Origin of the sequence: Arthrobacter gandavensis (genome assembly GCF_039528575.1) — a bacterium.
Lineage (GTDB): Bacteria > Actinomycetota > Actinomycetes > Actinomycetales > Micrococcaceae > Arthrobacter_B > Arthrobacter_B citreus_B.
Genome location: NZ_BAAALV010000001.1, coordinates 457,157 through 480,726 on the forward strand (window position 1 = coordinate 457,157; position 23,570 = coordinate 480,726).

Sequence of the window (23,570 nt, forward strand, 5' to 3'; positions counted from 1 at the left end):
CACAGGATCCCTGAGTCCTTCCGGAGCACACCATGAACTGGACGATGAGCGTCATCTTTCGCGCCATACCCCTCCTGATGGGAGCGCTCTGCCTGTCCTACGGGCTGTACATCCTTGCCGGGCCCGGCGATGCCGGTCATTTTGTTGCCGGACACGTCAACGTGGGACTGACCGCCATCTGTTATGCGCTGTTCACTACGGCGGCCACCATCATCCGGCAGCTCATCGGCCGCTACGGGCGCGGCTGGAGTATCGCCCTGCCGCTCACCGGCTACGTGGCTGCTGCCGCAGCCGTCGTCTGGGGCATCATCCTGGCCAATCGGGGCAACACCCCGCAGAACCTCACCGCAGGCTTCGTGGTCATCGGCGTCGGCCTGGTCGCAGCGTGCGTAAGCACGGTGGCGGCCGCGTCCACGAAATTCACGCTGATCCAGTCGGCACAGCTTCTCGAGCCTTTGGGCGGCCCTCCGGAAGGTGCGCATTCCCGGGCTGCCGGCGCCGTGCTGATCGCAGTACCGGCTGCGGCCGCGGTCACCGGTTTCTCCCTCGCAACCGGCCTGCTGCTGCGCGGAGACGCTCCCGGGTTCGTAGCCGGTCACGTCCTGCTCGGCCTCTCAGCGATCTGCACGTCGCTCATCGCCCTGGTGGCCAGCATTGTGCGCCAGGTACGCAACGTCTTCAGCGACGGTGAGCGTTTCGCCTGGGCCTGGCTCGTCGCTGCCGCGGGCACAGCCAACCTCTTGCTCGGGATCTTCGTACTGTTCAGCTCGGACGAGTCCTACCGGCTGGCCCCGGGATGCGTGCTGCTCGGCCTGGGGCTGATCTGCTTCAGCATCCTGTCAAAAGTGCTGCTGCTCGCGCTCGTCTGGCGCCGCACGTTTGCCCTGGCCAACCGCATCCCGCTCATGCCCATCGGAACGGCTCTCACCTGCTTGTTCTTCGCCGCTTTCCTCTTTGAAGCCGCAGGCACAGATCCGGCGTTCTTTGTCGGAGCGCACGTACTGGTTGGACTCGGAGCTGTCTGCTTTACGCTCTTCTCAATCGTGTCCATCCTCGAAGAGGGAACGTCGTAGCGCCGGCACGGGAAAACTGCTCCTCAGCCGGCAAACTCCATGCCGGGGGCCGGGCGCGGCCTGCTGAGCCAGTAGCTGGAACCGTCCGGGCTGCGCTGCACGATTCCTTCATCCACCATCGCCCGCCGGAACATCGCCGGGTCCTGGGTGAAGGAAGCCAGCCGGACGGTGACCTCGGCTTCCGTCAACCGGGCAGGACTGGCGGCGGGATCCCCGGCACCGGCGTCCAGTACCCCGTGCCGGGAAAAGACCTCACCGGCCAGATAGTGCAGGACTTCAAGGCGGTCGGCCCGTTTGGATGGAAGGCTGCCGGAGCTCCCGGGACCCAGGTGCCGCAGCGGGGACTCATCCCGGGGTGCCCGGTCTGCGGCGAGCAGGCGGGAAAAGACCTCCGGAACCGGGTGCAGACCGTCCTCCCCTTCCCGGACCAGGCCGGCCTTGAGGAGCGCGGCCAGGGATTTGCTTCCGGCACGGTCCAGTTCCCGGGCGGAGAGCGGTTCGCCCTGCCCGGCAGCGGCAATAACCCGGCCATACACCTGCAGCCTGCGGGAATCTGCGAGCGCGGCGGCCACCGCTTTCCAGTTGGGGCTGCCTGCGGTGCCGGGGGTGTTCAACGATCGTGCCTTTCATGCCTGGTTTATTCTGCGGCCTTGGCCCTGTCCGGGCTCCGGTCCGTGACGTAGCCTACTGCAACAGGAATCCGGACCCGAGGGGAGCTGCCGCATGGAGTCTTGCTACCCCGTGCGCTCTTTCGCGGCTGCGTCCGTTGCGGCCGCGGGCAGCGCGGTTGCGGAACTTGCGTCCCGGCTCTCCGGAGTTCCGGTGCAGGCTCAAGTAGATTCGGATCTTGCCCGCGCCTGGTTCGGCCCGTCATTCCGCCCGGCCGGGTGGGAGGTTCCCCCGCCCTGGGACCCGCTCTCGCGTGACTACCGGTGTGCGGACGGCTGGGTCCGGCTGCACACCAACGCCCCGCACCACCGGCGCGCGGCGCTCGCTGTCCTGGGACTTCCGGGAGATGCCGGCCCGGAGACAGCGTCCGTGGCGGTGAGGGCCTGGAAAGGCGGGGAACTGGAAGAAGCGGTGGTGGCAGCCGGCGGCTGCGCTGCCCGGCTGCGGACGGCGGAACAGTGGCTGGCGCACCCGCAGGGACAGGCTGTCAGCGCCGAGCCCCTCATTGGCTGGACCCGGCGCGCGGCGCGGCGTCCCGCCGAAACCTCCGGAACTCCGCTCCGGCCGCTGCACGGAGTCCGGGTCCTGGACCTCACCCGTGTCATCGCGGGGCCGGTGGCCACCCGCTTCCTGGCCGGCTTCGGAGCACGGGTTCTGCGCATTGATCCGCCCGGCTGGCAGGAGCCGTCGCTGGAGGCGGAGATGACAGTGGGAAAGCGCTGCACCCGGCTGGACCTGGGCACCCCTGACGGGGCGGCGAAGGTCCGTGAGCTGATTTCCACGGCCGACCTGGTGGTGCACGGTTACCGCCCCGGCGCCCTCACCGGGCTGGGACTGGACGAACACCGCCTCCAGCAGCTGCGCCCCGGCGTCGTAACCGTGGCACTGGATGCCTGGGGCTGGACCGGGCCGTGGCGCGGACGCCGCGGCTTCGATTCCCTGGTGCAGACGGCCTCGGGCATTGCCGACGCCGGCATGGCCTGGTCCGCCGCGGATGCGCCGCTGCCGCTGCCTGTCCAGGCACTGGACCAGGCCACCGGATACCTGGCCGCTGCGGCAGCCGTGCGGGCGTGGACCCGCCGGCTGGACGGTGAGGTATATGCCGCAAGGCTTTCCCTGGCCCGGACGGCTGTGGAACTCCAACGGGCCGCCGATGCCCGCGGGCCGGTGCCTCCGCTCTGGGAGTCACCGCCCGATCCGGCGCCGCCCTCCCTGCCCCGGGCTGCGGAACAGACCTGGTGGGGCCCGGGCGAGCGGCTGGCACCTCCGCTGGCGTTTCGCTCTGAAGGACCGGTTCCCGAAATGCGGTGGGACGTGCCTGCCGCGCCCCTGGGATCAGCTCCCGCAGCGTGGTAGCCGGGGGGCGCCGGGAACAGCCCCGGCTAGCTGCGGCTGAACGCGTCCAGGCGTGCCTGCGCTTCATCCTCGTGCCGGGTGCGCAGCTCGTAGTCAATGAACGCGTCGATCATCGCGCGGTAGGTCTTTTCCACCACCGTGGAGTCCTGTTCCTGCGCCTGCGCGGCTTCCCGCACGTGGTTGATGACTTCCTCTACCCGGTCCCGCGCGCGGACCTGGGCGTCGTCGTCCTTCAGTCCCCCGGCCAGGCGCACCAGGCGTTCGCGGCGCCAGATCAGCGCCACAATTTCTTCGTCTATCTCGTCAATGGCCGTGCGTACGGCCACAAGCTGTTCGGTAGTCGGGTCTGTTTCCACTGTTTCTCCCATGGCTTCCAGTTTACCGGGACGGCGTTTCGGACTTTTCCGGCTCGGCCGGCCGGCCCAGTTTCGAGGGCCACCAGATCCGCGGGCCAATGTCATAGGACAGCGCCGGGACCAGCAGCGAGCGCACCACAAGGGTGTCCAGCAGCACGCCGAAGGCGACGATGAAAGCCAGCTGGGCCAGGAACAGCACGGGGATCACGCCCAGTGCCGCGAAGGTAGCGGCGAGCACGATTCCGGCGGAGGTAATGACCCCGCCGGTGATCATCAGTCCCCGGACGATCCCGTCCCGGGTGCCCAGGACAAGGCTCTCCTCCCGCACACGGGTCATCAGGAAGATGTTGTAGTCCACGCCAAGGGCAACCAGGAAGATGAACCCGTACAGCGGCACTGCCGGATCAGCACCCGGGAAGTCCAGCACGTAGTTGAACAGCAGCGCGGAGATGCCCAGTGTCGCTCCGAAGGACAGCATCACGGTAAGGATGAGCAGGAAAGGTGCCAGCACCGCCCGCAGCAGGAGCATCAACAGGAAGAAGATCACCACCAGCACTACCGGGATGATCAGGTTGCGGTCGTGCTCCGCGGCGTCGTTCGTGTCCACTGTCGTGGCGGTCGTTCCGCCCACCAGGACCTCCGGCTTATCCGCCAGTTTCTCCCGCAGTTCGCGGACCGTGTCCTCGGCTGCGGTCGAGTCGGCGTTCTCCGTCAGGGTCGCCTGCAGCAGCACCTGCCCGTCCACGGTCTTGGGGGACGCGTTCTCGGAACCGGGGATCGGGGGAACCTGCACTCCGGCGTCGGTGACGGGCAGGGAACCTGCCGGGGTGCCCTGCGCCACCACGGTGACGTCGGAGATGCCGCTGGTGCCAAGCACCGTGTCCGCAACGGACTGCAGTTCCGATTCAGGGGCCACGATCAGCACCGGGCTGCCGGATCCTGAGGGGAAATGCTCGCCCAGGGCCGCCTGCCCTTCCTTGGCTTCGGTCTGTCCCAGCACAAAGTCGCTCTGCGGCACCCCTGAGGCGCGGAAGTCCACCACTGCCACCGCGGCGGCGGCCAGTACGACGGCGCAGATCAGCCAGGTGCGCCGGGAATGGTTGCGCACGGTGCGGGCAACGCCTGGCCAGAAACCGTGCGCCTGGTGGTCCCGGTCCGGGTGCGGGGAGCCGAACGCCGGGCGCCGCGGCCAGAACGCGGCCCGGCCACAGACAAAGAGCAGGGACGGCAGCAGCGTCATGGCCGCCAGATAGGAACAGACAATCCCCAGGGAGGCCACCGGTGCGAGGGCCTTGTTTGAGTTCAGGTCACTGAGCAGCAGGCACAGCAGCCCCGCCACCACGGTGCCGGCGGAGGCGGTCACGGGTTCCAGCGTGCCCCGCAGCGCAGCCCGGGTTGCTCCCCAGCGGTCCGCGTGGTCCCGCAGGGCTTCGCGGTACCGGGAGACGTAGAGCAGGGAGTAGTCCGTGGCTGCGCCGATGCCGAGGATGAACAGGATTCCCTGTACCTGCCCGTTCAGCGTTACTGCACCGGCTTTGGCCAGCCAGTACACGGCAAGGATCGCGGCGGAGAGCGCCAGGATGGAGGTGAGCAGCACCAGGATGGGCAGCAGCGGCGAACGGTAGACAATCACCAGGATCACCAGCACGGCGATCACGGCAACGATCAGCAGGGCCCCGTCAATGCCGCCGAACGCCTGGGAAATATCCGCCAGCTGTCCGGCCGGTCCGGTCACATACGCGCTGAGCCCGTCCGGCAGTCCGTCCTTCGCCACGGTGCTGAGGTTCTCCACGTTGTCTGCCGCGGCGTCGTCATCCGTCACCGGCACAAAGATTTCCGCAGCCTTTCCGTCTTCCGAGAACTGGGCCGGGGACACGCCGCCGCTGACCCCCGGGGCGTCCGCGAAGGCCTTCTCCCGGTCCTGGATGAAGGTGCGGTCGGCATCGGTCAGCCCGGAATCGTTGACGTAAAGCACGACGGCGGGGATCGCCTCGCTGTCGGTAAACTCCGGCTGAAGCTCGCTGACCTTAGTGGACTCGGAGCTGGAGGGAAGGTAGGAAGCCTGGTCATTCTGCTGGACTTCGCTGATCTTGCCGAAGTACGGTCCGCCCACCCCGCCCAGGCCGAACCAGATGACGATCAGCAGTACGGGAATCACGATCCGCAGCCAGGCAGGTGGGCCTGCGCTGCGCCCGCCGTCCCGGGGCGGGCCTTCGCGGGGCGGGCCTTCGCGGCCTGAAGGAACAGCCGCCGCACCTTCCGCGGAGGAGGGCCGGGCGGGCTGGGAATGCCCGGAATTCGGGGGGATCGCTGTGCTCATGGGCCTCGTCGCATTCTCGCGATAGCGCGGGGAAGAGTTTGCCGGTCTTCACTCCGTCCCTGGACGTGCACTGCCGTTTTCAATAAGAGGCTCCCTGCACAGGCCGAGTCAACGGCCGCTGCCAAAGACCGGTCCGGTCCGGCGCGAAAATCCAGGCAGGTCATGTTCTGGGTTTGCCGGGGTTTCGGTGGGAAGATTCCTACATGCTGCCCCAGTTGAGCGTCGTCACCCTAGGCGTGCGCGATGTTGAAGTGTCCTATGCCTTTTACGGCCGCCTGGGCTGGAACCCCGTGCAGTATGTTCCCGGCGAGGTGGTGTTCTTCCAGGTGGGACACGGAATCCTGCTCTCCTTCTTCCGCAGCGACCACCTGGCCGCGGAGTCAGGAGCCACCGGGTCGGCCAGCCTGGCGCCGTTCACCCTGGCGCACAACGTCGACTCCCCGAAGGACGTGGATGCGATCCTGCATGAGGCCGCTGCGGCCGGCGGGTCCATAGCTGCTCCGGGCATGCAGATGAGCTGGGGCGGCTACTCGGGGTATTTCACGGATCCGGACGGTTTCCGCTGGGAGATCTGCCACAACCCCGGGCTGCGGGTTGCCGAAGACGGCACCGTGAGCCTCTCGGCCCTGGACCCCGGAGACCCCGGCGCGGCACTTCCCACCAGTTCGGTTTCCTGACCGCGCCTGTTCGCCGCAGTCCTAGAACAGCACGGCCTCGGTTTCGTTCCCGGGTTCAGCTTCGGCGTCCAGCAGCCAGGGACCGTCATGGCGTACGTTTCCCACCGCCGGGTTGGCCGGTTCGATGATCCAGCCGGCGGCGGCAGCGTAGGCGTTGCCCAGTGCGCATCCCAGCGCTTCGAGCGCCTTGGTGGCGCTAAGCGTCCCCGGCGCGAGCCACGCGTCCAGGTCCTCCCCGGCCAGGGGCAGGGGCATCCTGTCGTGGAGTTCGCCGAGCCTGCGCAGGAGCGGGTCTGCGCTTTCCGGCTCCGGTGAGGCCAGCGTGATGACGGATGCTGACAGCAGCCAGCGGTTCGGGTCCCCGGCGGACAGGGCCGGGTCCGCCCACCATTCGTACAATCCGGCGAACCAGTGCAGCCTGCCGTCAGCCCGGCGGACAAAATAGGGTTTGCGGGTGCCGCCGGGACCAGCCTGCCACTCGTAGTATCCCTCCATGGGCACAGCGCACCGGCGGGAAAGGACCGCGTCACGGAAGGTGGGCTTCTCCAACAGGGTTTCGCTGCGGGCGTTGAAGGCACGCACGCCCACGGAGCTGTCCTTGGCCCAGCCCGGGACCAGTCCCCAGCGGGCTACGTGAACCTGCCGGACGGCGGCGCCGTCGAGCACGCGTTCAAGCACCACCGGCACGTCCGAGGTCGGCGCAACGTTCCAGGACCGGCGCAGCTCAAGGTTGGCATCGGCCTCGGCCTCTGCTTCCGCCACCAGGTCACCGATGGCCCGGGCCATCACGTATCGTCCGCACATGCCTCCAGTCTGCCCCGCACGGTCCCGGCCGTCCCAACCCGGGAATCAAAGCGGCCACAGCGGCGTTGACGAGGCAGCAGAACACCCGCACAACCCACCAAGGAGCTCCAATGTCCGTCACTGCCGAAGCGTTCACTCCCGAGGCCGGAACCATCACCATGTTCTCCACCAGCTGGTGCGGATACTGCCGGCGGCTGAAGTCCCAGCTGGATGCGGCGGGAATCGGCTACACCGAGGTGAATATCGAGAACACCGAAGGCACGGCGGAACTGGTGGAAGCCCTCAACGGAGGCAACCAGACCGTTCCGACCGTGGTCTTCCCCGACGGCTCGGCAGCCACCAATCCCTCGGCCGCTGAGGTGAAGTCCCGCCTGGGCCTCTGACCTGACCTTTCACCTATTCGATGCCGGGAGCCGCGAAAGTGACTCCCGGCATCGGCGTCCCTAGGATGGAACAGTAGCCCCGGAACGCCGGGGTGCCCCTGAGACATCTCCCGAGAGGCAGCCCTCCCCCATGGTTCACAAGGTCCAAGCTGTAGTAGTCAAGGAAAAGAACGCGCCGGTCTCCCTGGAGACCATCCTGGTTCCGGATCCCGGGCCCGGAGAAGCACTGGTGGACATCCTCACCTGCGGCGTCTGCCACACGGACCTGCACTACAAGCAGGGCGGCATCAGCGATGACTATCCGTTCCTGCTCGGCCACGAAGCCACCGGCGTGGTTTCAGCCGTCGGCCCCGACGTCACCGAAGTGGCCCCGGGCGACCGCGTCATCCTGAACTGGCGCGCCGTGTGCGGGGAATGCCGTGCCTGCCGCAAGGGCCAGCCGCAGTACTGCTTCAACACCCACAACGCCACCCAGAAGATGACGCTGGAAGACGGCACGGAACTCTCCCCGGCACTGGGCATCGGCGCATTCGCCGAAAAGACGCTGGTTGCCGCCGGGCAGTGCACCAAGGTGGACGACGACGTCGATCCCGCCGCCGTCGGCCTGCTCGGCTGCGGCGTCATGGCCGGCATTGGTGCCGCCATCAACACCGGTGAGGTAAAGCGCGGCGAATCCGTGGCCGTCATCGGCTGCGGCGGCGTGGGCATTGCTGCCATTGCCGGCGCCAAGCTGGCCGGCGCCACCACCATCATCGCCGTGGACATCGACCAGGCCAAGGTTGACCTCGCCCTGGCCAACGGTGCCACGCACGGCATCAACTCCCGCGAAGAAGATCCGGTGGAAGCCATCCGCGCGCTCACCGGCGGCAACGGCGCCGACGTCGTGATTGAAGCCGTGGGACGCCCGGAAACCTACAAGCAGGCCTTCTACGCCCGCGACCTCGCCGGCCGCGTAGTGCTGGTGGGTGTCCCCACGCCGGAGATGCAGATCGAGCTGCCGCTGGCAGACGTGTTTGGCCGCGGCGGATCGCTGAAGTCCTCCTGGTACGGCGACTGCCTGCCCAGCCGCGACTTCCCCATGCTCGTGGAGCAGTACAAGCTCGGCCGGCTGGACCTGGATGCGTTCGTCTCCGAACGGATCGGCCTGGGGGACATCGAGGAAGCCTTTAACAAGATGCATGACGGCAAGGTCCTGCGCTCGGTGGTGGAGCTCTAATGGCGGCCCGCATCGACAAGGTGGTCACCTCCGGCACCTTCAGCCTGGACGGCGGCACCTGGGACGTGGACAACAACGTCTGGATCATCGGCGATGACCTGCAGGTGATCATCATCGACCCCGCCCACGACGTGGACGCCATTGCGGAGGCCGTGGGAGACAGGGAAGTCATGGGCATCCTGCTCACGCACGGCCACGACGACCACATCCGTGCCGTGGCCGAGGCCCAGGACCGCTTCAGCGCCCCGGTGTTCCTGCACGAGGCGGACCGGATGCTCTGGGATGCAGTGTTCCCGGACGAAGCACCCGATGACGTCATTGAAGACGGTGACACCTTCGAAATCGCCGGCGTCACCCTCGAGGCGCTGCACACCCCGGGCCACTCCCCCGGGTCCGTCTGCTTCCTGCTCGAAGACGAGGAAGGCAGCGCACCCGTGCTGTTCTCCGGCGACACGCTGTTCAGCGGCGGCCCCGGAGCTACCGGCCGTTCCTACAGCGACTTCGGCACCATCATCGACTCCATCCGGGAGCGCCTGCTGGGCCTGCAGGCGGAGACGACGGTGAACACCGGGCACGGCGATTCCACCACGATCGGCGCCGAGGCACCGCATTTGGACGAATGGATCGCCCGCGGCCACTAGGCCCGGTTCCAGGATCCCCCCCCCCCCCCCCCCCGAGAGGCCAGTTACGGCTCGAAAGAAGCTTCAAAGCAGCCGTAACTGCCCTTTCGGCGTTCTGGAGTGCGTCAGGAAGCAGCCGCAGCCTGGAGCTGCCAGCCCTGGCCTCCCGGGGCTGCAGTCCAGTTCACGGGTTCCCCTGCCGGGGTCAGGACATCGTTCAGCCACCAGGTCTCAGCCGGCGCCCAGCCCGCCAGCATGGTCTTCACGCCTGCGGCGTCGAGCACGCTCCCTGCAGTGCGCAGGTAGCCTGCGACGCTAAGGTGGACGCCGTCGTAGTCCCTGGCCACCGCCTGCCAGTCGGGGATCGCCCAGAGCCAGGTATCGGCCTCCGCGTCCCCTGAGCTCACTGCCCAGCTGCGTCCGCGCGAGCGGGTTACTTCCAGCGGATAAGCGGAGACCAGGTTCTGCCAGCTGCGCGCTTCCCGGATCTCGTAAATGCGGGCGCCTTCCGCGGCTTTCAGCGGATAGGTCCGCGCCGCGGTCCAGGGCAGCGGATCTTCGACCAGCCGCAGCCCAGCCGGTCCATTCCCGGGAATCGCCGGGGTGGTGGCGGGGACGTCGGAGAGAGCGGGCACGGACCACCAGCGGCCGGTCCAGTTGGCAACCAGGGGCGTGTTGCCTTCCTCGGCAGCAATTGATTCACGCCATCGCTGCAGTCCGGCGGCACTGCCGGTTAGGGATGGCGGGTCCGTACCGGGAACAGTAGTACTGGCGATCCACTGGACGTAGTGCTGGGTCAGCGCACCGGGGGCCAACCACCACTGGGGCCGCGCCCGGACGACGGCGATGGCCACGGGAAGCAGGAGGTTCCTCGATTCGGGTTCAGCCAGCACACGGGCGATGTCCGACGGCGGCTGCCAGTACGAGGCACCTTTCACCACGCGGTCCAGGCTTTGGAGTACCTGCGCAACCGTGATCCCGGGTCGTTGCGGCAGCGCCCCAAGCGCCTGCAGAACTCTCCTGGACTCCGGCGTGATGCCACCTGGCTGCGGGGCGCTGCTCCCGCAGGAGAACCCCTGCTGTTCCGGGAGGATGGACCGGGCCAGGTCCAGGCAGAGTTCCCGTCCGCGGGGTCCAGCCAGCAACAGCTGTGCGGCGGGAAGTTCTTCCATGAATCAAAATTACCAGCGCTGCCGGGCCCCCGTATCGCAGGGCGTCAGGATTGCCTCACTGCTTCCCCAGACGGGTCGCCGAACGCAGTACGGCCCGGTCCCGGACGGCCATCAGGACCCTGCGGACAGAAGTCCAGTCAACGGCGTCGAGCGGAAGGGCCGTCAGGGCGCCGGGCCGCCGGAGGCCGTATTGGAAACGGGCACGCACTACCAGCAGGGTCTGGTTTGGCCGCAGCGGCTTCAGCAGCCACAGCCACGTTGACCGTCCGTCTCCGTCAGCCCAGAGCATCCAGTCCCGGGGCTGGACCTCCTTGATCCGCAGGCGGTGTCCGGTTCCGGTGCTCAGCAGGTCCCCGATATCCAGGTCACGCAGCTGCGGAACTGCACGGTCTGCCTCGCGCTGGTCGGGCAGGCCCACCCGGTCAACGACGTACCAGCCGGCCCGTCCGTGCCCGATGCGGTTCAGGAACGGCCAGATGTCCGCCGCGGATGCCGGTATCAGGATGCTGCGGGTGTACTGCAGCACCGGGCCGGTGAGGACTGCGTCCCCCGGCATCCGGTGGCCGGCACCCGATTCGGCGGCATGCCGGCGGAGCGGCCGGACAAGGCGGAGGTAGACCCCCGCAGCCGAACCCGCGGCTGCTGCAGCCGCCAGCACCCGCCGGTACGGCCTGCCTGCTGGGCCAAATGCACCGCGCCACCCTGCCACGAAAGGCCGCTAGTCCTGTTCCAGAATGGAGAGGATGTTCCCTGACGGGTCGCGGAACCAGGCCATGGCCGCACCGCCCCGGCGGAAGATGCCGTCGCCGACGGCGGCGTCGAGGGGTTCGAAGACCACGCCCCTGCCGCTGAGTTCGCGCACGGCTGCATCCACGTCCTGCACCGGGAAATTCAGCACTGTGTAGGCGGCCGGGGCATGACCGGCCTTCTCATAGACCAGCACGTGGTTCTGCGGAGCCAGTTCGAGCCGCAGCCGCCCGTGGATCTGTGTCAGGGGGAGCTGAAGCGTGGTGCCGTAGAACCGGCGGGCGGAATCGACATCAGCTACGGCGAATCCGCTGAACGCCTTGCCGTACTCGAACATGGGCACTCCTTCACCGTTGCCGTGCCCTCGATGATAGTCCCGTGATACCGGTGTCCGGCACCGGCTGCGCGGTTATAGCCCGTCAGGTTTGGTCACCACCGTGTGGGTCGCGTGGTCGTACAGGAAGGTCACGGGCCCTCCCGCATGTCCCATCCGGTAGTTGGCGCCGTCGAAGTGCGCTCCCTCGCCGTAGTTCTCGTCCCAGCCGCGGTTCAGTGCAGCCTTGAACTCATAGTCCCCGGCCGGCAGGTCTACGCTGAGCTTCCAGAGTTCGTCGCTGCGGTCGAACCCCAGCTGCACGGCCTCTGACGCCGGATCCCAGTCGGTACCGCCCAGCACCGAGCCGAACGTCCCCGGCACTGCAACGGCGTTTGGCTGGGGGAAGGACGGTCCGGCGTAGTGCTCTTCGGCATGCGCGCCGTGGATCCGGGCTGCGGGTTCGGCCGCGGCGTCGGAGACAACCAGCGCTTCCTCGAGCACGGCTTCACTGTGCGCCTCGGCGCTGGTCACTGCCGTGACCGAGTGTTCGCTGCCGCTGAGCGCAGCGTGCAGGTGCTCCACATCGGGGAAATCGGAGAGCGCGGAACGCCCCTCGGAGGTGATGCTCCAGCCGGCCCGGCCTTCCTTCAGGATCCATCCGGCCTTGACCAGTTTGGTGCTGGCGGTAACCAGTGCCCGTTCACCGCGGGCGACGCCGCTGGCCAGCAGCTGCGCTTCGCTGCCTTCCAGCGGCACCTGTTCCAGGGCCTGGCGCAGCACCTCGGCGCGGGATGTCTTCTTCTGTGCTGACGGGTCCTGCCGGGCCAGGACTTCGAGAATGGCCTTGAGCCGCAGGGCAGTGTTTTCGACGCTCTTCTTGGGCAACGTGCGGGTCCTTTGCTTGTTGTGGCTGAGGCGGGGATGCGCGCCTGCTTCCGCTGCCCGAGCCTAACGGGACCGGGCTCCGGTTGGAAAGACAGTTGCCCCGGGTGCGGCGATCCGCTCCAGGCGACCGGGATCTGACGTGCGAAGCTCGGCGTAGCCTCCGTAGGCTGCGAGCAGGGATGCTTCGGCCCCCGCTACGCTCAGTCCGGGACGGAGGTCCTCGGCGGCACCGGCCGTCGCCGGGTCCCAGTCCAGGCCCAGCGCTTCATACACGGCCGTGAGGACTTCGCGCAGCGGTGCCGAATCCTGGATGACCACCACTGAGGAAAAGAGCCACGCCCCGGACACCACGCGCTGCGCAGTGCCCACCAGTTTGATCCCGGGACCGGTTCCTCCATGGACGCTGTACTCCCCCGGGCAGTACTCGCCGGGGATTTCCCCGACCCCGGCCGGAACCCCGGCGTCCTGCAGGGCACCGGCGAGCAGCTGCGCGAAGCCTGCGAAGCGCGCCAGTGAGTGCGCGACGGCGTCGGATTCGGGCTCTATGTGGTCAAGGATCAGGCAGCCCTGGTGGTAGGCGGCCGCCCGGCCGCCGGCCTTGCGGACCAGGGGTTCGAAACCCAGGTCCCGGCAGGCAGCTGCGGCGTCGGGAAATCCGGGAAGGCGGGCGTCACGCTGCCCGAAAGCCACGGTGGGACGCGGCTGGTAGATCCGCAGGGTCGGGCCCAGCTCACCGCGGCGGGCGGCTGCCAGCAGGTCAAGGGCGTGCTGCAGGTCACCGGCGGCGCCAAAGGACTTTTCCTGGCGGTAGACGTCCAGCAGGCGCGGCTCCACAGGGTCAGTTCCGTCCCAGCGGACGGACCGTGAGGATCTGTTCACTGCGCCCAAAAGGCCCGGATTCGTCGTGCAGTACCGAGGACGTCAGGCCGATCCCGTCCGTGCCGAAACTGACCCGGGTATCCAGGCCCAGCCATTGCCCGGCGGGCTGGCGGTAGAGATGGATCTGCAGGTCAACGTTGGGGAACATCCAGCTCTCCCCTCCCGGCGGTACCCGCGCTGCAATGCCGTTGGCGGCATCGACGAGGCCGAGCAGCCGCACCGTGGAAGGCGTCTGCACGCCGTCGAGCATTTCGAACGGCGAGCGCACCCACACCTGGCCGCGTCCGGGCCGCAGGCCGGGAACCGCCCGGAACTCCAGGCTGTTGATGAAATCGCCGGGCCAGGCCGTCATTCCGTCGAAGCCCTGGGCCTGCCCGGGACCGGGCATCGGCTCATCTTCCACGGCGGCCACCTCAGTGGTGTCTCCCAGGGCAAGGCGCCAGGCTGTGGCACGCACGGCCGTACGGCCGCCGGCTGTCAGCTCGGCCTCGAGCAGTTCGATGGTGCGTCCGGCGCGGATGACCTTGGTGGTGACGTCAAAGACTCCCTGCGGGATGACACCGAGGATTTCGAAGCTGACACGCGCCAGCCGCATCCCGGGACGGGGATCCGCCTCTTCCAGGCAATGCACCAGCAGCCCGGCGACCGGCGCCATGTGCTGTTCGTCCTCGTTCCAGGCTCCCTGTGTGTGATGGGTTGATGCGAAAGTCCCCTCACCCAGTGAGCGGTAGTACGATTCGGCCACTTATCCTCCCGGCGCGTCCTGGATTATGCGTACTCAGGCTATCCTGCCTGCGCCTCCGGCACGGCTCTGGCCCCTTCCCCGTGTCTGCGCGGCGGTGTTGAATGGCCCGTGGAGCAAACTCATGCAGGACCGGGACCCCTTCAGCCGGTCCCGGCAAACAAAGGAACCGAGGAACCATGAAGTACACGCATCTGGGCCGTTCCGGCCTGCAGGTCTCCCGCCTCTGCCTGGGCACCATGAACTTCGGACCCAAGACGCCGGAGGACCAAGCGCACGGCATCATGGATTCCGCGCGTGAGTCCGGCATCAACTTCTTTGACACGGCGAACGTGTACGGCTGGGAGAACAAGGGCCTGACCGAGGAAATCATCGGCCGCTGGTTCGCTAAGGGCAGCGGCCGGCGGGAGTCAACCGTCATCGCCACGAAGCTCTACGGTTCCATGGGACCGGGCCCCAACCAGACCTTCCTTTCGGCATTGAACATCCGGCAGGCGCTGGACGCCAGCCTGAAGCGGCTGCAGACGGACTACGTGGACCTGTACCAGTTCCACCACATTGACCGGAACACCCCGTGGGACGAGATTTGGCAGGCCATGGAAACCGCCGTGGCACAGGGCAAGATCATCTACAACGGGTCGAGCAACTTTGCCGGCTGGAATATCGCCCAGGCCCAGGAGAGCGCCCGGCGGCGCAATTTCGCCGGCCTGATCTCGGAGCAGAGCATCTATAACCTGGTCAACCGGTCCGTGGAGCTGGAAGTGATTCCCGCTGCGCAGGCGTACGGGCTGGGACTCATCCCCTGGTCCCCGCTGCAGGGCGGGCTGCTGGGCGGCATCCTGAAATCCCAGGAAGAGGGCGGCAGGCGCGCCGAAGGGCGGGTCCAGGACCTCCTGGCCAAGCACCGTGACCAGATCCAGGCGTACGAGGACCTCGCGGCGGAACTGGAGATTGAGCCGGGGATCCTGGCCCTGGCCTGGCTGCTGCACCAGCCTGCCGTCAGCGCCCCGATCGTCGGCCCGCGGGTCATGGGCCAGCTCGACGACGCCCTTGCCGCCCTAGAGGTGGAACTGGACGAAGCCACGCTCCGGAAACTGGACGAGATCTTCCCCGGCCATAAGCCGGCGCCGGAAGACTACGCCTGGTAACGTGCCTGCCCGGGCCTAGTCCGTTGCCGGTTCTGCGGGTTGGATCAGCTGCGGGCCGTTGTTCCGCACCGAGTTGACCTGGCTGGATACTACCCGCGGGCTGAGGACCGGTTCGGGGATCGCGTCCAGCAGGGTCGCGATTGCCTCCGCGTCCGTCAGGTGCGGGTCCAGCCATTCGGAGTAGAGATCCGGCGGCACCACCAGCGGAGTCCGGTCGTGAATGTGCCCGAGTTCGTCTGCCGCTTCGGTGGTAATGATGGTGACGCTCAGCAGCCACTTGTGTTCGTCGTCTTCGGGCAGGTTCGGATCAGGCCAGAACTCGTACAGGCCGGCAAACGCAATCGGGTCGGGAACGGTGGGGTGAAGGTAGGTCGGTATCTTTCCGCCTTCGGTCTTCTCCCACTCGTAATAGCCGTCCGCAGGCACCAGCGCCCGCCTCTTCACCGCAGCCTTGCGGAACGCCGGTTTCTCCAGGATGGTCTCCCGGCGTGCATTGATCATCCTGGCGCCAATCTTCGGATCCTTCGCCCACACCGGAACCAGGCCCCATTTGGCCGTGGCCAGCCGCCGCACGGTGCCGTCCGGTCCGCGGCGTTCCGTGATGATGCGCACATCGTCTGTGGGGGCAACGTTCCAGGACGGCTCTACGTCTTCCCCCACAACCTGATCCGCCGCGAAAGCGGAAACCAGGTCCGACGTGGCCCGGGCCATCACATATCGTCCGCACATGGACAGCATTGTGCCGCACTTCGGCGGGGGAACCCAGAGCAGCCTCCTGCCGCCGCACCCGGGGAAAGGATTCGAACATATGTTCTACTTAAAACATGGACCCTCAGGCTGAGGCGCGGCTGGCGGCCAGGTATGCCAGGCGCGCGGAACCCATCGGGCTAACCCCCGAAGAACTTGATTTTGACCACTTTCCGCCCACCACTTCCATGCCCGCCATTCCCATCTGGGCATGGATCCGTTTTCCCGGCTGCGCCGAACATGTTGCCGGAGAAACCTGCACCTGGTCTGCGAAAGCAGTGCAGGTGCTGTGGCAAGACGCCGGCACCAGGCGCTCCACCTGGGTCTGGGCCTCGGCTGTTTCCAGGCGTTCCTCCGGCCGGTCCCGGACACCCCTCGGCGACAGGACACCGGTGCCGGAGAGTAAAAATGGAAGAAGCTAGTTCCGGTTCCCAGCAGTAGAAAGGTTCATGGCACGTGAACGCTCCGTGCACCTGCATCCGCTGCGCCGATCCCGCAACCGGCCGGATCGGCGTCGCCGTCTATGACCCGTTTTGCCGCCAGCGGATGCACCGCATCAGCGGCTCCACCCTGCGGGAACCAAGCTACGGCTCCCAGCGCTAGCCGCAGGCGCCCGCCCCGGCGCCCCGGACGCCGGAGCGCGCCCTCCACACCACCTCTCAGCCGTGGCTCATCGAGGCGATCTGCAGGAGGTTTCCACAGGTGTCGGAGAACACTGCGGTAGTCACCGGCCCCATGTGCGCCGGGGGTTGGGTGAATTCGACGCCGAGAGCCAGCATCCGCTCGTACTCCTTTGCAACGTCCTCCACGGCAAAGGAATTGTAGGGAATCCCGTCGCCCGCCAGCGCTTCCTTGAACGGAGCCACGGCGGGATGCGCGCTGGGTTCCAGGAGCAGTTCGACGCCGCCTTCCTCACCCGCATTCCCTACCGTCAGCCAGCGGGCACCGCCGGCAGGCTGGTCCTGCCTTTTCTCGAATCCGAGGACCCTCGTATAAAAATCCAGGGCCTTCTCCTGGTCATCAACAAAGATGCTTGCCGTCACAATCCTCATGGGTCTTGTCCTTCCGCTTCGTTCCGTCCGGGTGGCTGCAGCGGCAGCACGGGTGCCAGAGCCCGAACCCATCCGGCCACCCCCAGGGTCAGCGGCTCCAGGCAAACATGGTGGCGGCGGTAGCGCCCGTCCGCTTCCACCCTGATCAGCCCGGCCGCTTCGAGCACCGCCAGATGTTTTGAAACTCCCTGCCGCGAAATGCGTACTGCGTGATGTGTGATCAGCCGGACACAGAGCTCGTACAGTGTCTGGCCCGGCGCGGACGCGAGCTCTTCCAGCAGGATCCGGCGGACCGGATCGGCCAGGGCCCGGAAGACAGCGTCCATGCGGACACCATAGGCAACCAACGGGTTGCATGGAAGGGTGTGGGGAAAAACTGCGGGGCGCCTCAGCTAGGGCTGGACACGGTTCCGGCGGTTGCGGTGTTCAAGCAGCAGCCGGGCTCCGTTGAGGATAAGGGTCTCCACCGGAACTTCCTGCTCCGCGGCCAGCTCTTCCAGCTCCCGGCCAAGCTTCGGCGGGATGTTCACCTCAACGTTCATGCGGTTAACGGTATCGCCGCCGCACGCTCCGTCCGAACCGAGCAGTCCCGCCGCCGTCATCCGCTGTGCAGGGGCAACCGGTCCTGGAGGCCGCCAGCGCTCCCTTTTTACCGGCGCCGGGGACCACCCTTGGATGAAGCCCTGAGAATCAACGGAGCTGCCGCGTCGTTGTAATCCAGCACAACTGACGCGGCGGCAAGCGGATCACAGGCTGCCAGGTAGATCTCCTGCCCGCGGACATACCGGGCATTGGCAGCAGCACGGGGGTCGGGATCGGAACCATCCCGACGCTGGAGGCGCCGGCAGGATGTTTCGAAAGACACATCCAGGAAAACTGTCGCGTCCCAGATACCGGACAGTTCCGGCCTGTGCAGGAAGAGCCCATCCACCAGGACCACCGCCGGTTCAGGCGCCGTGAGTTCAGGGCCACATACCGGCCGGTCGGAGGCGAGATCGTGGCTGGCCGCATGGTACCGCCCCGAACGGCCCGGACGGAGCGGATCCACCACAAGTTGCCGAAAGGCGGCGTAGTCATAGGAGTCCTCAAAGAATCCGCGCGGCGAGGACCTGCCCTGCCGGTAACGCTCCCGGCTGGGCCGGTGGAACCCGTCAATCGAAATCCGCACCACAGGCCCGGGGAGGCGCGCGCCCAGGGCATCGGCGAAAGTGGTTTTCCCGGCCCCGTCCACTCCGTCTACGCCAATGAACACACGCCGTCCGGGCGCAGGTAAAGGCAGCATCGCAGCCACCGACCCAAGCACCGCCTGTGCCTCGGGCGACATGAACGTTTCCACAGCACCGCACTCTATCTTCCGGGCACCCGTACGGTGCTAGGGTTGGTAATCGAAAGTATGTTCTAAGAACCAGCGGAGGGGTCCGGCATATGCCTGTATTCAATGTCTCCGGCAGTTCCCGCTCCGCGGCGGTGTCCGACGCCGATGCCGCCTCCGGTTTCCCCAGCCCGTCACGCGATTATTTCGACGGGCGGATCGACCTCAACCGGCACCTCATTAGGGACGTCACTTCCACCTACGTTGTTCGGGTCTCCGGGGACTCCATGTCCGGCACCGGAATCAGCGACGGAGACGAACTGATTGTGGACCGCTCCCTCACTCCACGTGACGGGTCAGTGGTTGTCGCTGTCCTCGACGGAGAGTTAACCGTGCGCCGGCTCCGGCTCACCGGCCGCGGAATCGTCCTGTCCGCTGAGAACCCCGGCTATGCGGACGTGAACGTTCCGGACCCGGCGGCGCTGACCATCTGGGGCGTCGTGACCCGCTGCCTCCACCATGTCTGAAGGTCCGGTGCCCCCGCCTGGTACCACCGCCGGGGCCCGCTCCCCCGCAGGAGGACTGCACCGGATCGCGCTGGTGGACGTCAACAGTTTCTATGTCTCCTGCGAGCGCGCTTTCGACCCGCGGCTGGAAGGCGTGCCCGTCGTCGTGCTTTCCAACAATGACGGTTGTGTGGTGGCGCGCTCTGATGAGGCGAAAGCCCTCGGCATCAAGACCGGGGAACCCTGGTTCAAGCTGGCTGAAGCCGCGCCGCACCTCGGCCTGATCCAGCGTTCAAGCAACTACGAACTCTATGGCGACCTGAGTTCCCGGGTCATGGAGCTGCTGGGCCGGTACGCCCTGTGGCAGGAGGTCTACTCCATTGACGAGTCATTCCTGGGCCTGACCGGCACGGCACAGGAACTGGATACGCAGGGCACACGGATCCGCGCCGCAGTGGCCCGCCATACCGGGCTGCCGGTATGCGTGGGGATCGGCACCACCAAGACGCTGGCCAAGTTCGCCAACCGGATCGCCAAGCAGAACGGGCACCTGGGCGGGGTCTGCAACCTGGACACCATGGACCCCGGTGCCGTGGCGACGATTATGTCCCGGGTACCGGTCACCGGGCTCTGGGGCGTAGGAGCCAAACTGGGCAAGCGGCTCGAGGCCTTGGGTATCCGGACCGTCGCCGACCTCAAGGCAGCCGATCCTGCAGTAATTCGCAGCCGCTTCTCCGTGACCCTGCAGCGGACTGTCCTGGAACTCAACGGCACACCGTGCCTGCCGCTGGAAGAAGAACGTGCTGACCGGCAGCAGCTGATCTTCTCCCGCAGTTTCTCGGTGCCGGTAACGACGGCGGCCGAGATGAGGCAGGTGATGAGCATCTACGCCCAGCAGGCGGCTTCCCGCCTGCAGCGGGAACACCAGCAGGCACGCGTGCTCACCGCGTATGCCGGGACTTCGCACTTCAGCCACAAAGCGGCGTCGTTCCCTTCCATCACGGTCAAGCTCCAGAGCCCCACGTCCGATCCGGTGGTGCTGACCCGCGCTGCGGTGGGGGCGCTCGAAGACCAGATTGTGGAAGGCATCCCCTACACCAAGGCGGGGGTCATGCTCAGCGGCCTCTCCGACGCGGGGGCCCAGCCGGTCTTTGACGCCTTCGTCCCGGACCAGGAACACCGCAACCTCGGGGAGCTGCTGGGCAAAGTTGCTGACAAATACGGATCGGCCAGCATTGGGCTGGGCGTGGCCGGGATGCCCAGCGCCCGCCCTGAATGGACCATGTCCCGCAAGTTCTCCTCGCCGCGTTACACCACCGTTTGGGACGAGCTTCCGGTGGTGAAAGCGCGCTGAGTCCAAGAGCCGCCGGTTTGTCCACATGGGCAGTTCTCCCCATGGACACTCCCTGACCGCTGCCCTAGGTTTTCGCTTATGGGGGCAAACCAGTGGGACGTCCAAGTGCAGGGAGTACTTTCCCTGCTGCACGACGCCGAAAACCTGATCCTGGAATGCGAACCGGCTAAAGACTCTGCGCAGGAGGCACTCAACGCCCTGGAAACGGCGCTGGCGGACTGCCCTGAACTCGCCGACGCCGTAGACCGGCTGCGCTTCGAGGTAATCGCCAATGACATGACGGACATCATGGTTCGCTGCAACAACGCCGTTGAGGGCACCCGGGAGAGTGTGCAGGCCTACGTAGACGGCGACCGGGACATGGCAGACACGGCAGGCAAGGCCGCCTCACTGTCCTACCCGGGAGCATCCGGCTTCAGCGGCGGGACCCGGCGCTGGATGGTGCAGTAGATGGGATACATCAACGTTGACCTCTCGGCTCTCGAGAAGCTGCCCCCGCCGGGAACCCTGCGGGTCCAAGCCTCGCTGCTGGCTGCGGCCGGAATGGGCTTCGCTGAATCCGTCGAGGATACGGCCGGGAAATGGCAGGCCCTCGAGGGACTCTACGAAACTCCCCACAAGCACCTAGTCCTCAATGCCCTCGCGGCACCGGCACGCCAGGCCAGCGGGCTGGCCGAGAGCACGGACTCCGTCGCCGCGGCCATCCGGAGCTTCGCGGATGCAGTGGACACCATACGGGCCGCAACGAATTCGCTGCGCAGCGACATAGCGGCTGCGGACCGTCAGCTGGGCGCCATCTTGGAGGAGCCGGTGCCGGGGATCGGCGATGATTTCTCGAATTCCCTGATCCGCTACCAGTGGGATTTCGAGGACCGTGCAAGCAAGCTGGCCTCCGATTACCAAGAGGCACGGGACGTATGCCTGAAGGCCCTGTCCGCGGTGGGAAGAGCCAGCACGGACGTGAATTCCTACTATGGCTCGGGCCGGCTCGACCTGCTCAGCCACGAAGCCGAGCGCCTGCACCGGCTGGCGCTGTCCCCGGACGCGGCGCCGGAGGACGTCCAGGCGTACTACAACCAGCTGGCCGGCATGGACGCCGGCCGGTACCGGGAGTTCGCCGCGGATTATCCGGAAGCGGCGGTTCTTCCGCCCCGGGTGGGTCTGGCCGCAGAGCACCAGGCCGCCTTCTGGCAGGCCCTGAGTCCTGAGCAGCAGGCTGCGCTCGCAGAATCGCTGCCCGCCGTCGCAGGCAATACCGAGGGAGTGCCCTACACCGTGCGGGCTGCAGCCAACGCTGCCGTCCTGGCACTGGTGATGAAACCCGCCTGGCGGGCGACCGAAGAGCAGCGGCGGTCATATGCGGCGATCGAAGAGTCCCTTGAGAAGACAGGCTCCAAGGCTGCGGACCGCAGCCTGATTTCCTTCGACCCGGCCGAGCCTCCCCTGGCCGCCGTCGCCATCGGAAATATGGATACGGCCACCAGCATCACCGCCAACATCTCCGGCATGGGCAGCTCCACCCAGGACATGGGGGGCGCCGTACGGGAAGCTGAAAACCTCTACAACGAACAGCGGCGGCTGGGAGCCGATCCCGCGGTCCTAGCCTGGATTGGCTATGACGCTCCGGACATGCCCCCGTCCACCGAAGTGCTGTTCTCCGACAAGGCGCGGACCGGCGGCGCGAAACTGGCCACCGTCATTGACGGCTTCTACTACACCCGGAGCGCGGAGAACCCTCCGTTCATCAGCGTGACCGCCCATTCCTACGGCACCACCACCGCTGCCTACGCTCTCAGCCAGACCGAAAACACCATCGATTCGCTGGTTTTCTATGGTTCGGCCGGTATTGACCCTGAGGCAGCAGAAAGCGCCGCTGACCTGAAGGTGCGCAGCGGCGAGGTCTACGCCACCCTGGGCCGCGCAGACAAGGTGGCTCCGGCCGGGCAACTCGGGTCCAACTTCGGCGACCCGCGGGTCACCCCCACATCAGAGACCTGGGGCGCAAAGGTCTTCAGTTCGGAGCCGGCCGTTGTTGACGGTAGGGAACTCCTCGGTAACGGAGGCCACGGCGGGGAAGGATCCACGGTCGGAGCAGGTATCACGGAGACCGAGAAAGGCCGGGGATACCTGGATCCGGACACGGCGAGCCTTCGCCACATTGCGGCGGCTTCTTCCGGCAGCGGGGAGCGCATCGGCCTGATCCCGGAAGCAGAAACCGATGCAGCCCTTGGCCGGCTCGCCGACCGGGGCAGCGCCGTCTATTACGCTCCGGGACGGGCCGTGGACTCCGTGCAGGACGGAGCAGCGGCGTTCGCCGACGCCGCCCAGGCGTCAGTGAACAGGGCCGCAGACACTGTCCAGGGGGGTCTGATGTTCGCCGCGGACACGCTGCAGGAACAGCACCTGAGGGACGTCGGTCCCTTCCGGAACCCGCTGAACCCGCTGGTCGACGGTTTGCAGGGAATAGCCCTCGAGAAAACGGATGCGCTGCAGGAACAGTTCAATAACGCAATGGACGGGGCCCAGAGTACCGTTGACACAATTATCGATGCCCACCAGAAAGCAGCAGATGAATACTTCAAGAGGAAGTGGCGCGCGTTTGAGTTCGTGGCGGAGAAGCTCGTTGCGCTTCAGGGCTCTGACTAGTGCCGGGCTGCTTGCTGTCCTAACCCTGACTTCGTGCGCCCAAGGAGCTTCTGTGCCGGATAACTCTGCCGCTTCGCCCACCCAAAATACCGGGAACCCTTCCTCAGCGTCCGGCCGTCCCGCTCCGGAGGTTTTCGCCGGGTTTATGGCCATGGCCAGCGGGGCCGTGGATGCCACGAAGACCGGCGGCTGGATTCATGAAGACGGATCCCCCTGGGATCCTGAGGCGCCTGACCTGGTTTTCTATCCGCATCGCTGCCCGGAATCCAAGGGAGGGCCGAACGCCCGCGACCTTCAGCTTGCGCTTGAGGGACCGGCACCTGCCGATCCCCGTGCAGCACGGGACCAGATGCGCGACTATCTTGAGGCCAGCGGATTCACCCTCACGTCAATGATTGATCCTTCGGAAGGTGCTGAAGCCGATATGCCGTACAGTGTGGGAGCCAAAGGGCAGGAAGGCGAGCTCATCGTGTACTCGGCCAGCCCGGTGCTGGCATTCCTGACCCTCGAGAGCGAGTGTTCAGACCATCCCTCGCTCGAGCATGAGGTCAGCGCCGCGACGCGTTAGCAGCAGGTCTTCGTTCCGCACT

28 protein-coding genes are annotated in these 23,570 nt (G+C 66.8%); 13 read left to right on the forward strand and 15 right to left on the reverse strand.

All coding sequences use genetic code 11. The features are described 5' to 3' along the window. The first annotated feature begins 44 nt into the window (after positions 1-44). Positions 45-1,073 (forward strand): DUF2776 family protein, encoded by a 1,029-nt coding sequence (locus tag ABFX29_RS02115; protein ID WP_211372376.1) that lies wholly within the window; start codon positions 45-47, stop codon positions 1,071-1,073. 23 nt (positions 1,074-1,096) lie between these two features. Here ABFX29_RS02115 and ABFX29_RS02120 read toward each other — a convergent pair whose 3' ends face one another. Then, on the reverse strand, positions 1,097-1,687 hold the full coding sequence (locus tag ABFX29_RS02120) for a DUF2087 domain-containing protein (protein ID WP_152227662.1): 591 nt from the start codon (positions 1,685-1,687) through the stop codon (positions 1,097-1,099). A gap of 109 nt (positions 1,688-1,796) precedes the next feature. On the opposite strand from ABFX29_RS02120, the gene ABFX29_RS02125 reads away from it, so the two are divergent. Beyond that, positions 1,797-3,098, forward strand: a complete 1,302-nt coding sequence (locus ABFX29_RS02125) for a CoA transferase (protein WP_152227660.1) — start codon at positions 1,797-1,799, stop codon at positions 3,096-3,098. Between the two features lie 26 nt (positions 3,099-3,124). On the opposite strand, the gene ABFX29_RS02130 is transcribed toward ABFX29_RS02125, so the two are convergent. Both ABFX29_RS02130 and ABFX29_RS02135 read right to left on the reverse strand, forming a co-directional pair. Continuing rightward, positions 3,125-3,466, reverse strand: coding sequence for a chorismate mutase (locus tag ABFX29_RS02130; RefSeq protein WP_152227658.1), 342 nt, complete (start codon positions 3,464-3,466; stop codon positions 3,125-3,127). A 10-nt stretch (positions 3,467-3,476) separates the two neighbouring features. Next, positions 3,477-5,774, reverse strand: coding sequence for an MMPL family transporter (locus ABFX29_RS02135; protein WP_152227656.1), 2,298 nt, complete (start codon positions 5,772-5,774; stop codon positions 3,477-3,479). Between the two features lie 203 nt (positions 5,775-5,977). Between ABFX29_RS02135 and ABFX29_RS02140 the strand changes: the two genes are divergently transcribed. After that, positions 5,978-6,451, forward strand: a complete 474-nt coding sequence (locus tag ABFX29_RS02140) for a VOC family protein (protein ID WP_152227654.1) — start codon at positions 5,978-5,980, stop codon at positions 6,449-6,451. A 21-nt stretch (positions 6,452-6,472) separates the two neighbouring features. Here the strand turns inward: ABFX29_RS02140 and ABFX29_RS02145 are convergent, their stop codons facing one another. Continuing rightward, entirely contained in the window at positions 6,473-7,255 is a 783-nt protein-coding gene (locus tag ABFX29_RS02145) for an SOS response-associated peptidase (protein ID WP_152227652.1), read from the reverse strand. A gap of 110 nt (positions 7,256-7,365) precedes the next feature. Between ABFX29_RS02145 and ABFX29_RS02150 the strand changes: the two genes are divergently transcribed. The 3 genes from ABFX29_RS02150 (at position 7,366) to ABFX29_RS02160 (ending at position 9,495) form a co-directional block, all read left to right on the forward strand. Beyond that, positions 7,366-7,638 carry a mycoredoxin gene (locus tag ABFX29_RS02150; protein WP_152227650.1) on the forward strand — a complete coding sequence of 91 codons (273 nt, stop codon included), beginning with the start codon at positions 7,366-7,368 and terminating at the stop codon, positions 7,636-7,638. Between the two features lie 130 nt (positions 7,639-7,768). Further along, positions 7,769-8,854 (forward strand): S-(hydroxymethyl)mycothiol dehydrogenase, encoded by a 1,086-nt coding sequence (locus ABFX29_RS02155; RefSeq protein WP_152227648.1) that lies wholly within the window; start codon positions 7,769-7,771, stop codon positions 8,852-8,854. Then, positions 8,854-9,495, forward strand: a complete 642-nt coding sequence (locus tag ABFX29_RS02160) for an MBL fold metallo-hydrolase (RefSeq protein ID WP_152227646.1) — start codon at positions 8,854-8,856, stop codon at positions 9,493-9,495. The genes ABFX29_RS02155 and ABFX29_RS02160 overlap by 1 nt, the downstream gene beginning before the upstream one ends. A gap of 104 nt (positions 9,496-9,599) precedes the next feature. Here ABFX29_RS02160 and ABFX29_RS02165 read toward each other — a convergent pair whose 3' ends face one another. The 6 genes from ABFX29_RS02165 to ABFX29_RS02190 form a co-directional block, all read right to left on the reverse strand. Then, entirely contained in the window at positions 9,600-10,646 is a 1,047-nt protein-coding gene (locus tag ABFX29_RS02165) for a hypothetical protein (RefSeq protein ID WP_152227644.1), read from the reverse strand. 55 nt (positions 10,647-10,701) lie between these two features. Continuing rightward, positions 10,702-11,355 carry a hypothetical protein gene (locus ABFX29_RS02170; RefSeq protein ID WP_152227642.1) on the reverse strand — a complete coding sequence of 218 codons (654 nt, stop codon included), beginning with the start codon at positions 11,353-11,355 and terminating at the stop codon, positions 10,702-10,704. A gap of 9 nt (positions 11,356-11,364) precedes the next feature. Then, positions 11,365-11,730 (reverse strand): VOC family protein, encoded by a 366-nt coding sequence (locus tag ABFX29_RS02175; protein WP_152227639.1) that lies wholly within the window; start codon positions 11,728-11,730, stop codon positions 11,365-11,367. A gap of 72 nt (positions 11,731-11,802) precedes the next feature. Continuing rightward, a complete protein-coding gene (locus tag ABFX29_RS02180; protein ID WP_152227637.1) occupies positions 11,803-12,594 on the reverse strand; it encodes a pullulanase X25 domain-containing protein in 792 nt (263 codons plus the stop codon). A 63-nt stretch (positions 12,595-12,657) separates the two neighbouring features. Next, positions 12,658-13,428 carry a lipoate--protein ligase family protein gene (locus ABFX29_RS02185; protein WP_246167434.1) on the reverse strand — a complete coding sequence of 257 codons (771 nt, stop codon included), beginning with the start codon at positions 13,426-13,428 and terminating at the stop codon, positions 12,658-12,660. A gap of 4 nt (positions 13,429-13,432) precedes the next feature. Continuing rightward, positions 13,433-14,218 (reverse strand): thioesterase family protein, encoded by a 786-nt coding sequence (locus ABFX29_RS02190; protein ID WP_152227635.1) that lies wholly within the window; start codon positions 14,216-14,218, stop codon positions 13,433-13,435. Between the two features lie 176 nt (positions 14,219-14,394). On the opposite strand from ABFX29_RS02190, the gene ABFX29_RS02195 reads away from it, so the two are divergent. Continuing rightward, positions 14,395-15,363: an aldo/keto reductase gene (locus tag ABFX29_RS02195; protein ID WP_152227633.1), complete on the forward strand. Its 969-nt coding sequence runs from the start codon at positions 14,395-14,397 to the stop codon at positions 15,361-15,363. A 15-nt stretch (positions 15,364-15,378) separates the two neighbouring features. Here ABFX29_RS02195 and ABFX29_RS02200 read toward each other — a convergent pair whose 3' ends face one another. After that, the gene (locus ABFX29_RS02200; protein WP_152227631.1) at positions 15,379-16,092 is read right to left on the reverse strand and encodes an SOS response-associated peptidase; all 714 of its coding nucleotides are present in this window, start codon (positions 16,090-16,092) and stop codon (positions 15,379-15,381) included. 474 nt (positions 16,093-16,566) lie between these two features. Here ABFX29_RS02200 and ABFX29_RS02205 point away from each other — a divergent pair, with 474 nt between their 5' ends. Next, positions 16,567-16,713 carry a hypothetical protein gene (locus tag ABFX29_RS02205; RefSeq protein WP_170287749.1) on the forward strand — a complete coding sequence of 49 codons (147 nt, stop codon included), beginning with the start codon at positions 16,567-16,569 and terminating at the stop codon, positions 16,711-16,713. Positions 16,714-16,769: 56 nt separating this feature from the next. On the opposite strand, the gene ABFX29_RS02210 is transcribed toward ABFX29_RS02205, so the two are convergent. The 4 genes from ABFX29_RS02210 to ABFX29_RS02225 form a co-directional block, all read right to left on the reverse strand. After that, positions 16,770-17,162, reverse strand: coding sequence for a VOC family protein (locus ABFX29_RS02210; protein WP_152227627.1), 393 nt, complete (start codon positions 17,160-17,162; stop codon positions 16,770-16,772). Continuing rightward, a complete protein-coding gene (locus tag ABFX29_RS02215) occupies positions 17,159-17,488 on the reverse strand; it encodes an ArsR/SmtB family transcription factor (protein WP_152227625.1) in 330 nt (109 codons plus the stop codon). Before ABFX29_RS02215 ends, ABFX29_RS02210 begins: the two co-directional genes overlap by 4 nt. 66 nt (positions 17,489-17,554) lie before the next feature. Next, positions 17,555-17,704 (reverse strand): hypothetical protein, encoded by a 150-nt coding sequence (locus ABFX29_RS02220; protein WP_170287748.1) that lies wholly within the window; start codon positions 17,702-17,704, stop codon positions 17,555-17,557. Positions 17,705-17,811: 107 nt separating this feature from the next. Then, entirely contained in the window at positions 17,812-18,498 is a 687-nt protein-coding gene (locus ABFX29_RS02225) for a nucleoside/nucleotide kinase family protein (protein WP_246167432.1), read from the reverse strand. Between the two features lie 89 nt (positions 18,499-18,587). On the opposite strand from ABFX29_RS02225, the gene ABFX29_RS02230 reads away from it, so the two are divergent. The 5 genes from ABFX29_RS02230 (at position 18,588) to ABFX29_RS02250 (ending at position 23,548) form a co-directional block, all read left to right on the forward strand. Next, positions 18,588-19,001 carry a LexA family protein gene (locus tag ABFX29_RS02230; RefSeq protein WP_152227623.1) on the forward strand — a complete coding sequence of 138 codons (414 nt, stop codon included), beginning with the start codon at positions 18,588-18,590 and terminating at the stop codon, positions 18,999-19,001. 7 nt (positions 19,002-19,008) lie between these two features. Next, positions 19,009-20,334 carry a Y-family DNA polymerase gene (locus ABFX29_RS02235; RefSeq protein ID WP_246167429.1) on the forward strand — a complete coding sequence of 442 codons (1,326 nt, stop codon included), beginning with the start codon at positions 19,009-19,011 and terminating at the stop codon, positions 20,332-20,334. A gap of 78 nt (positions 20,335-20,412) precedes the next feature. After that, positions 20,413-20,784, forward strand: a complete 372-nt coding sequence (locus ABFX29_RS02240) for a DUF6507 family protein (protein ID WP_152227621.1) — start codon at positions 20,413-20,415, stop codon at positions 20,782-20,784. Beyond that, complete coding sequence (locus ABFX29_RS02245; RefSeq protein WP_152227619.1) at positions 20,785-22,980, forward strand: alpha/beta hydrolase; 2,196 nt, start codon at positions 20,785-20,787, stop codon at positions 22,978-22,980. It abuts the gene before it with no gap. Positions 22,981-23,032: 52 nt separating this feature from the next. Next, positions 23,033-23,548 (forward strand): hypothetical protein, encoded by a 516-nt coding sequence (locus tag ABFX29_RS02250; protein WP_152227617.1) that lies wholly within the window; start codon positions 23,033-23,035, stop codon positions 23,546-23,548. Positions 23,549-23,570: the final 22 nt, after the last annotated feature.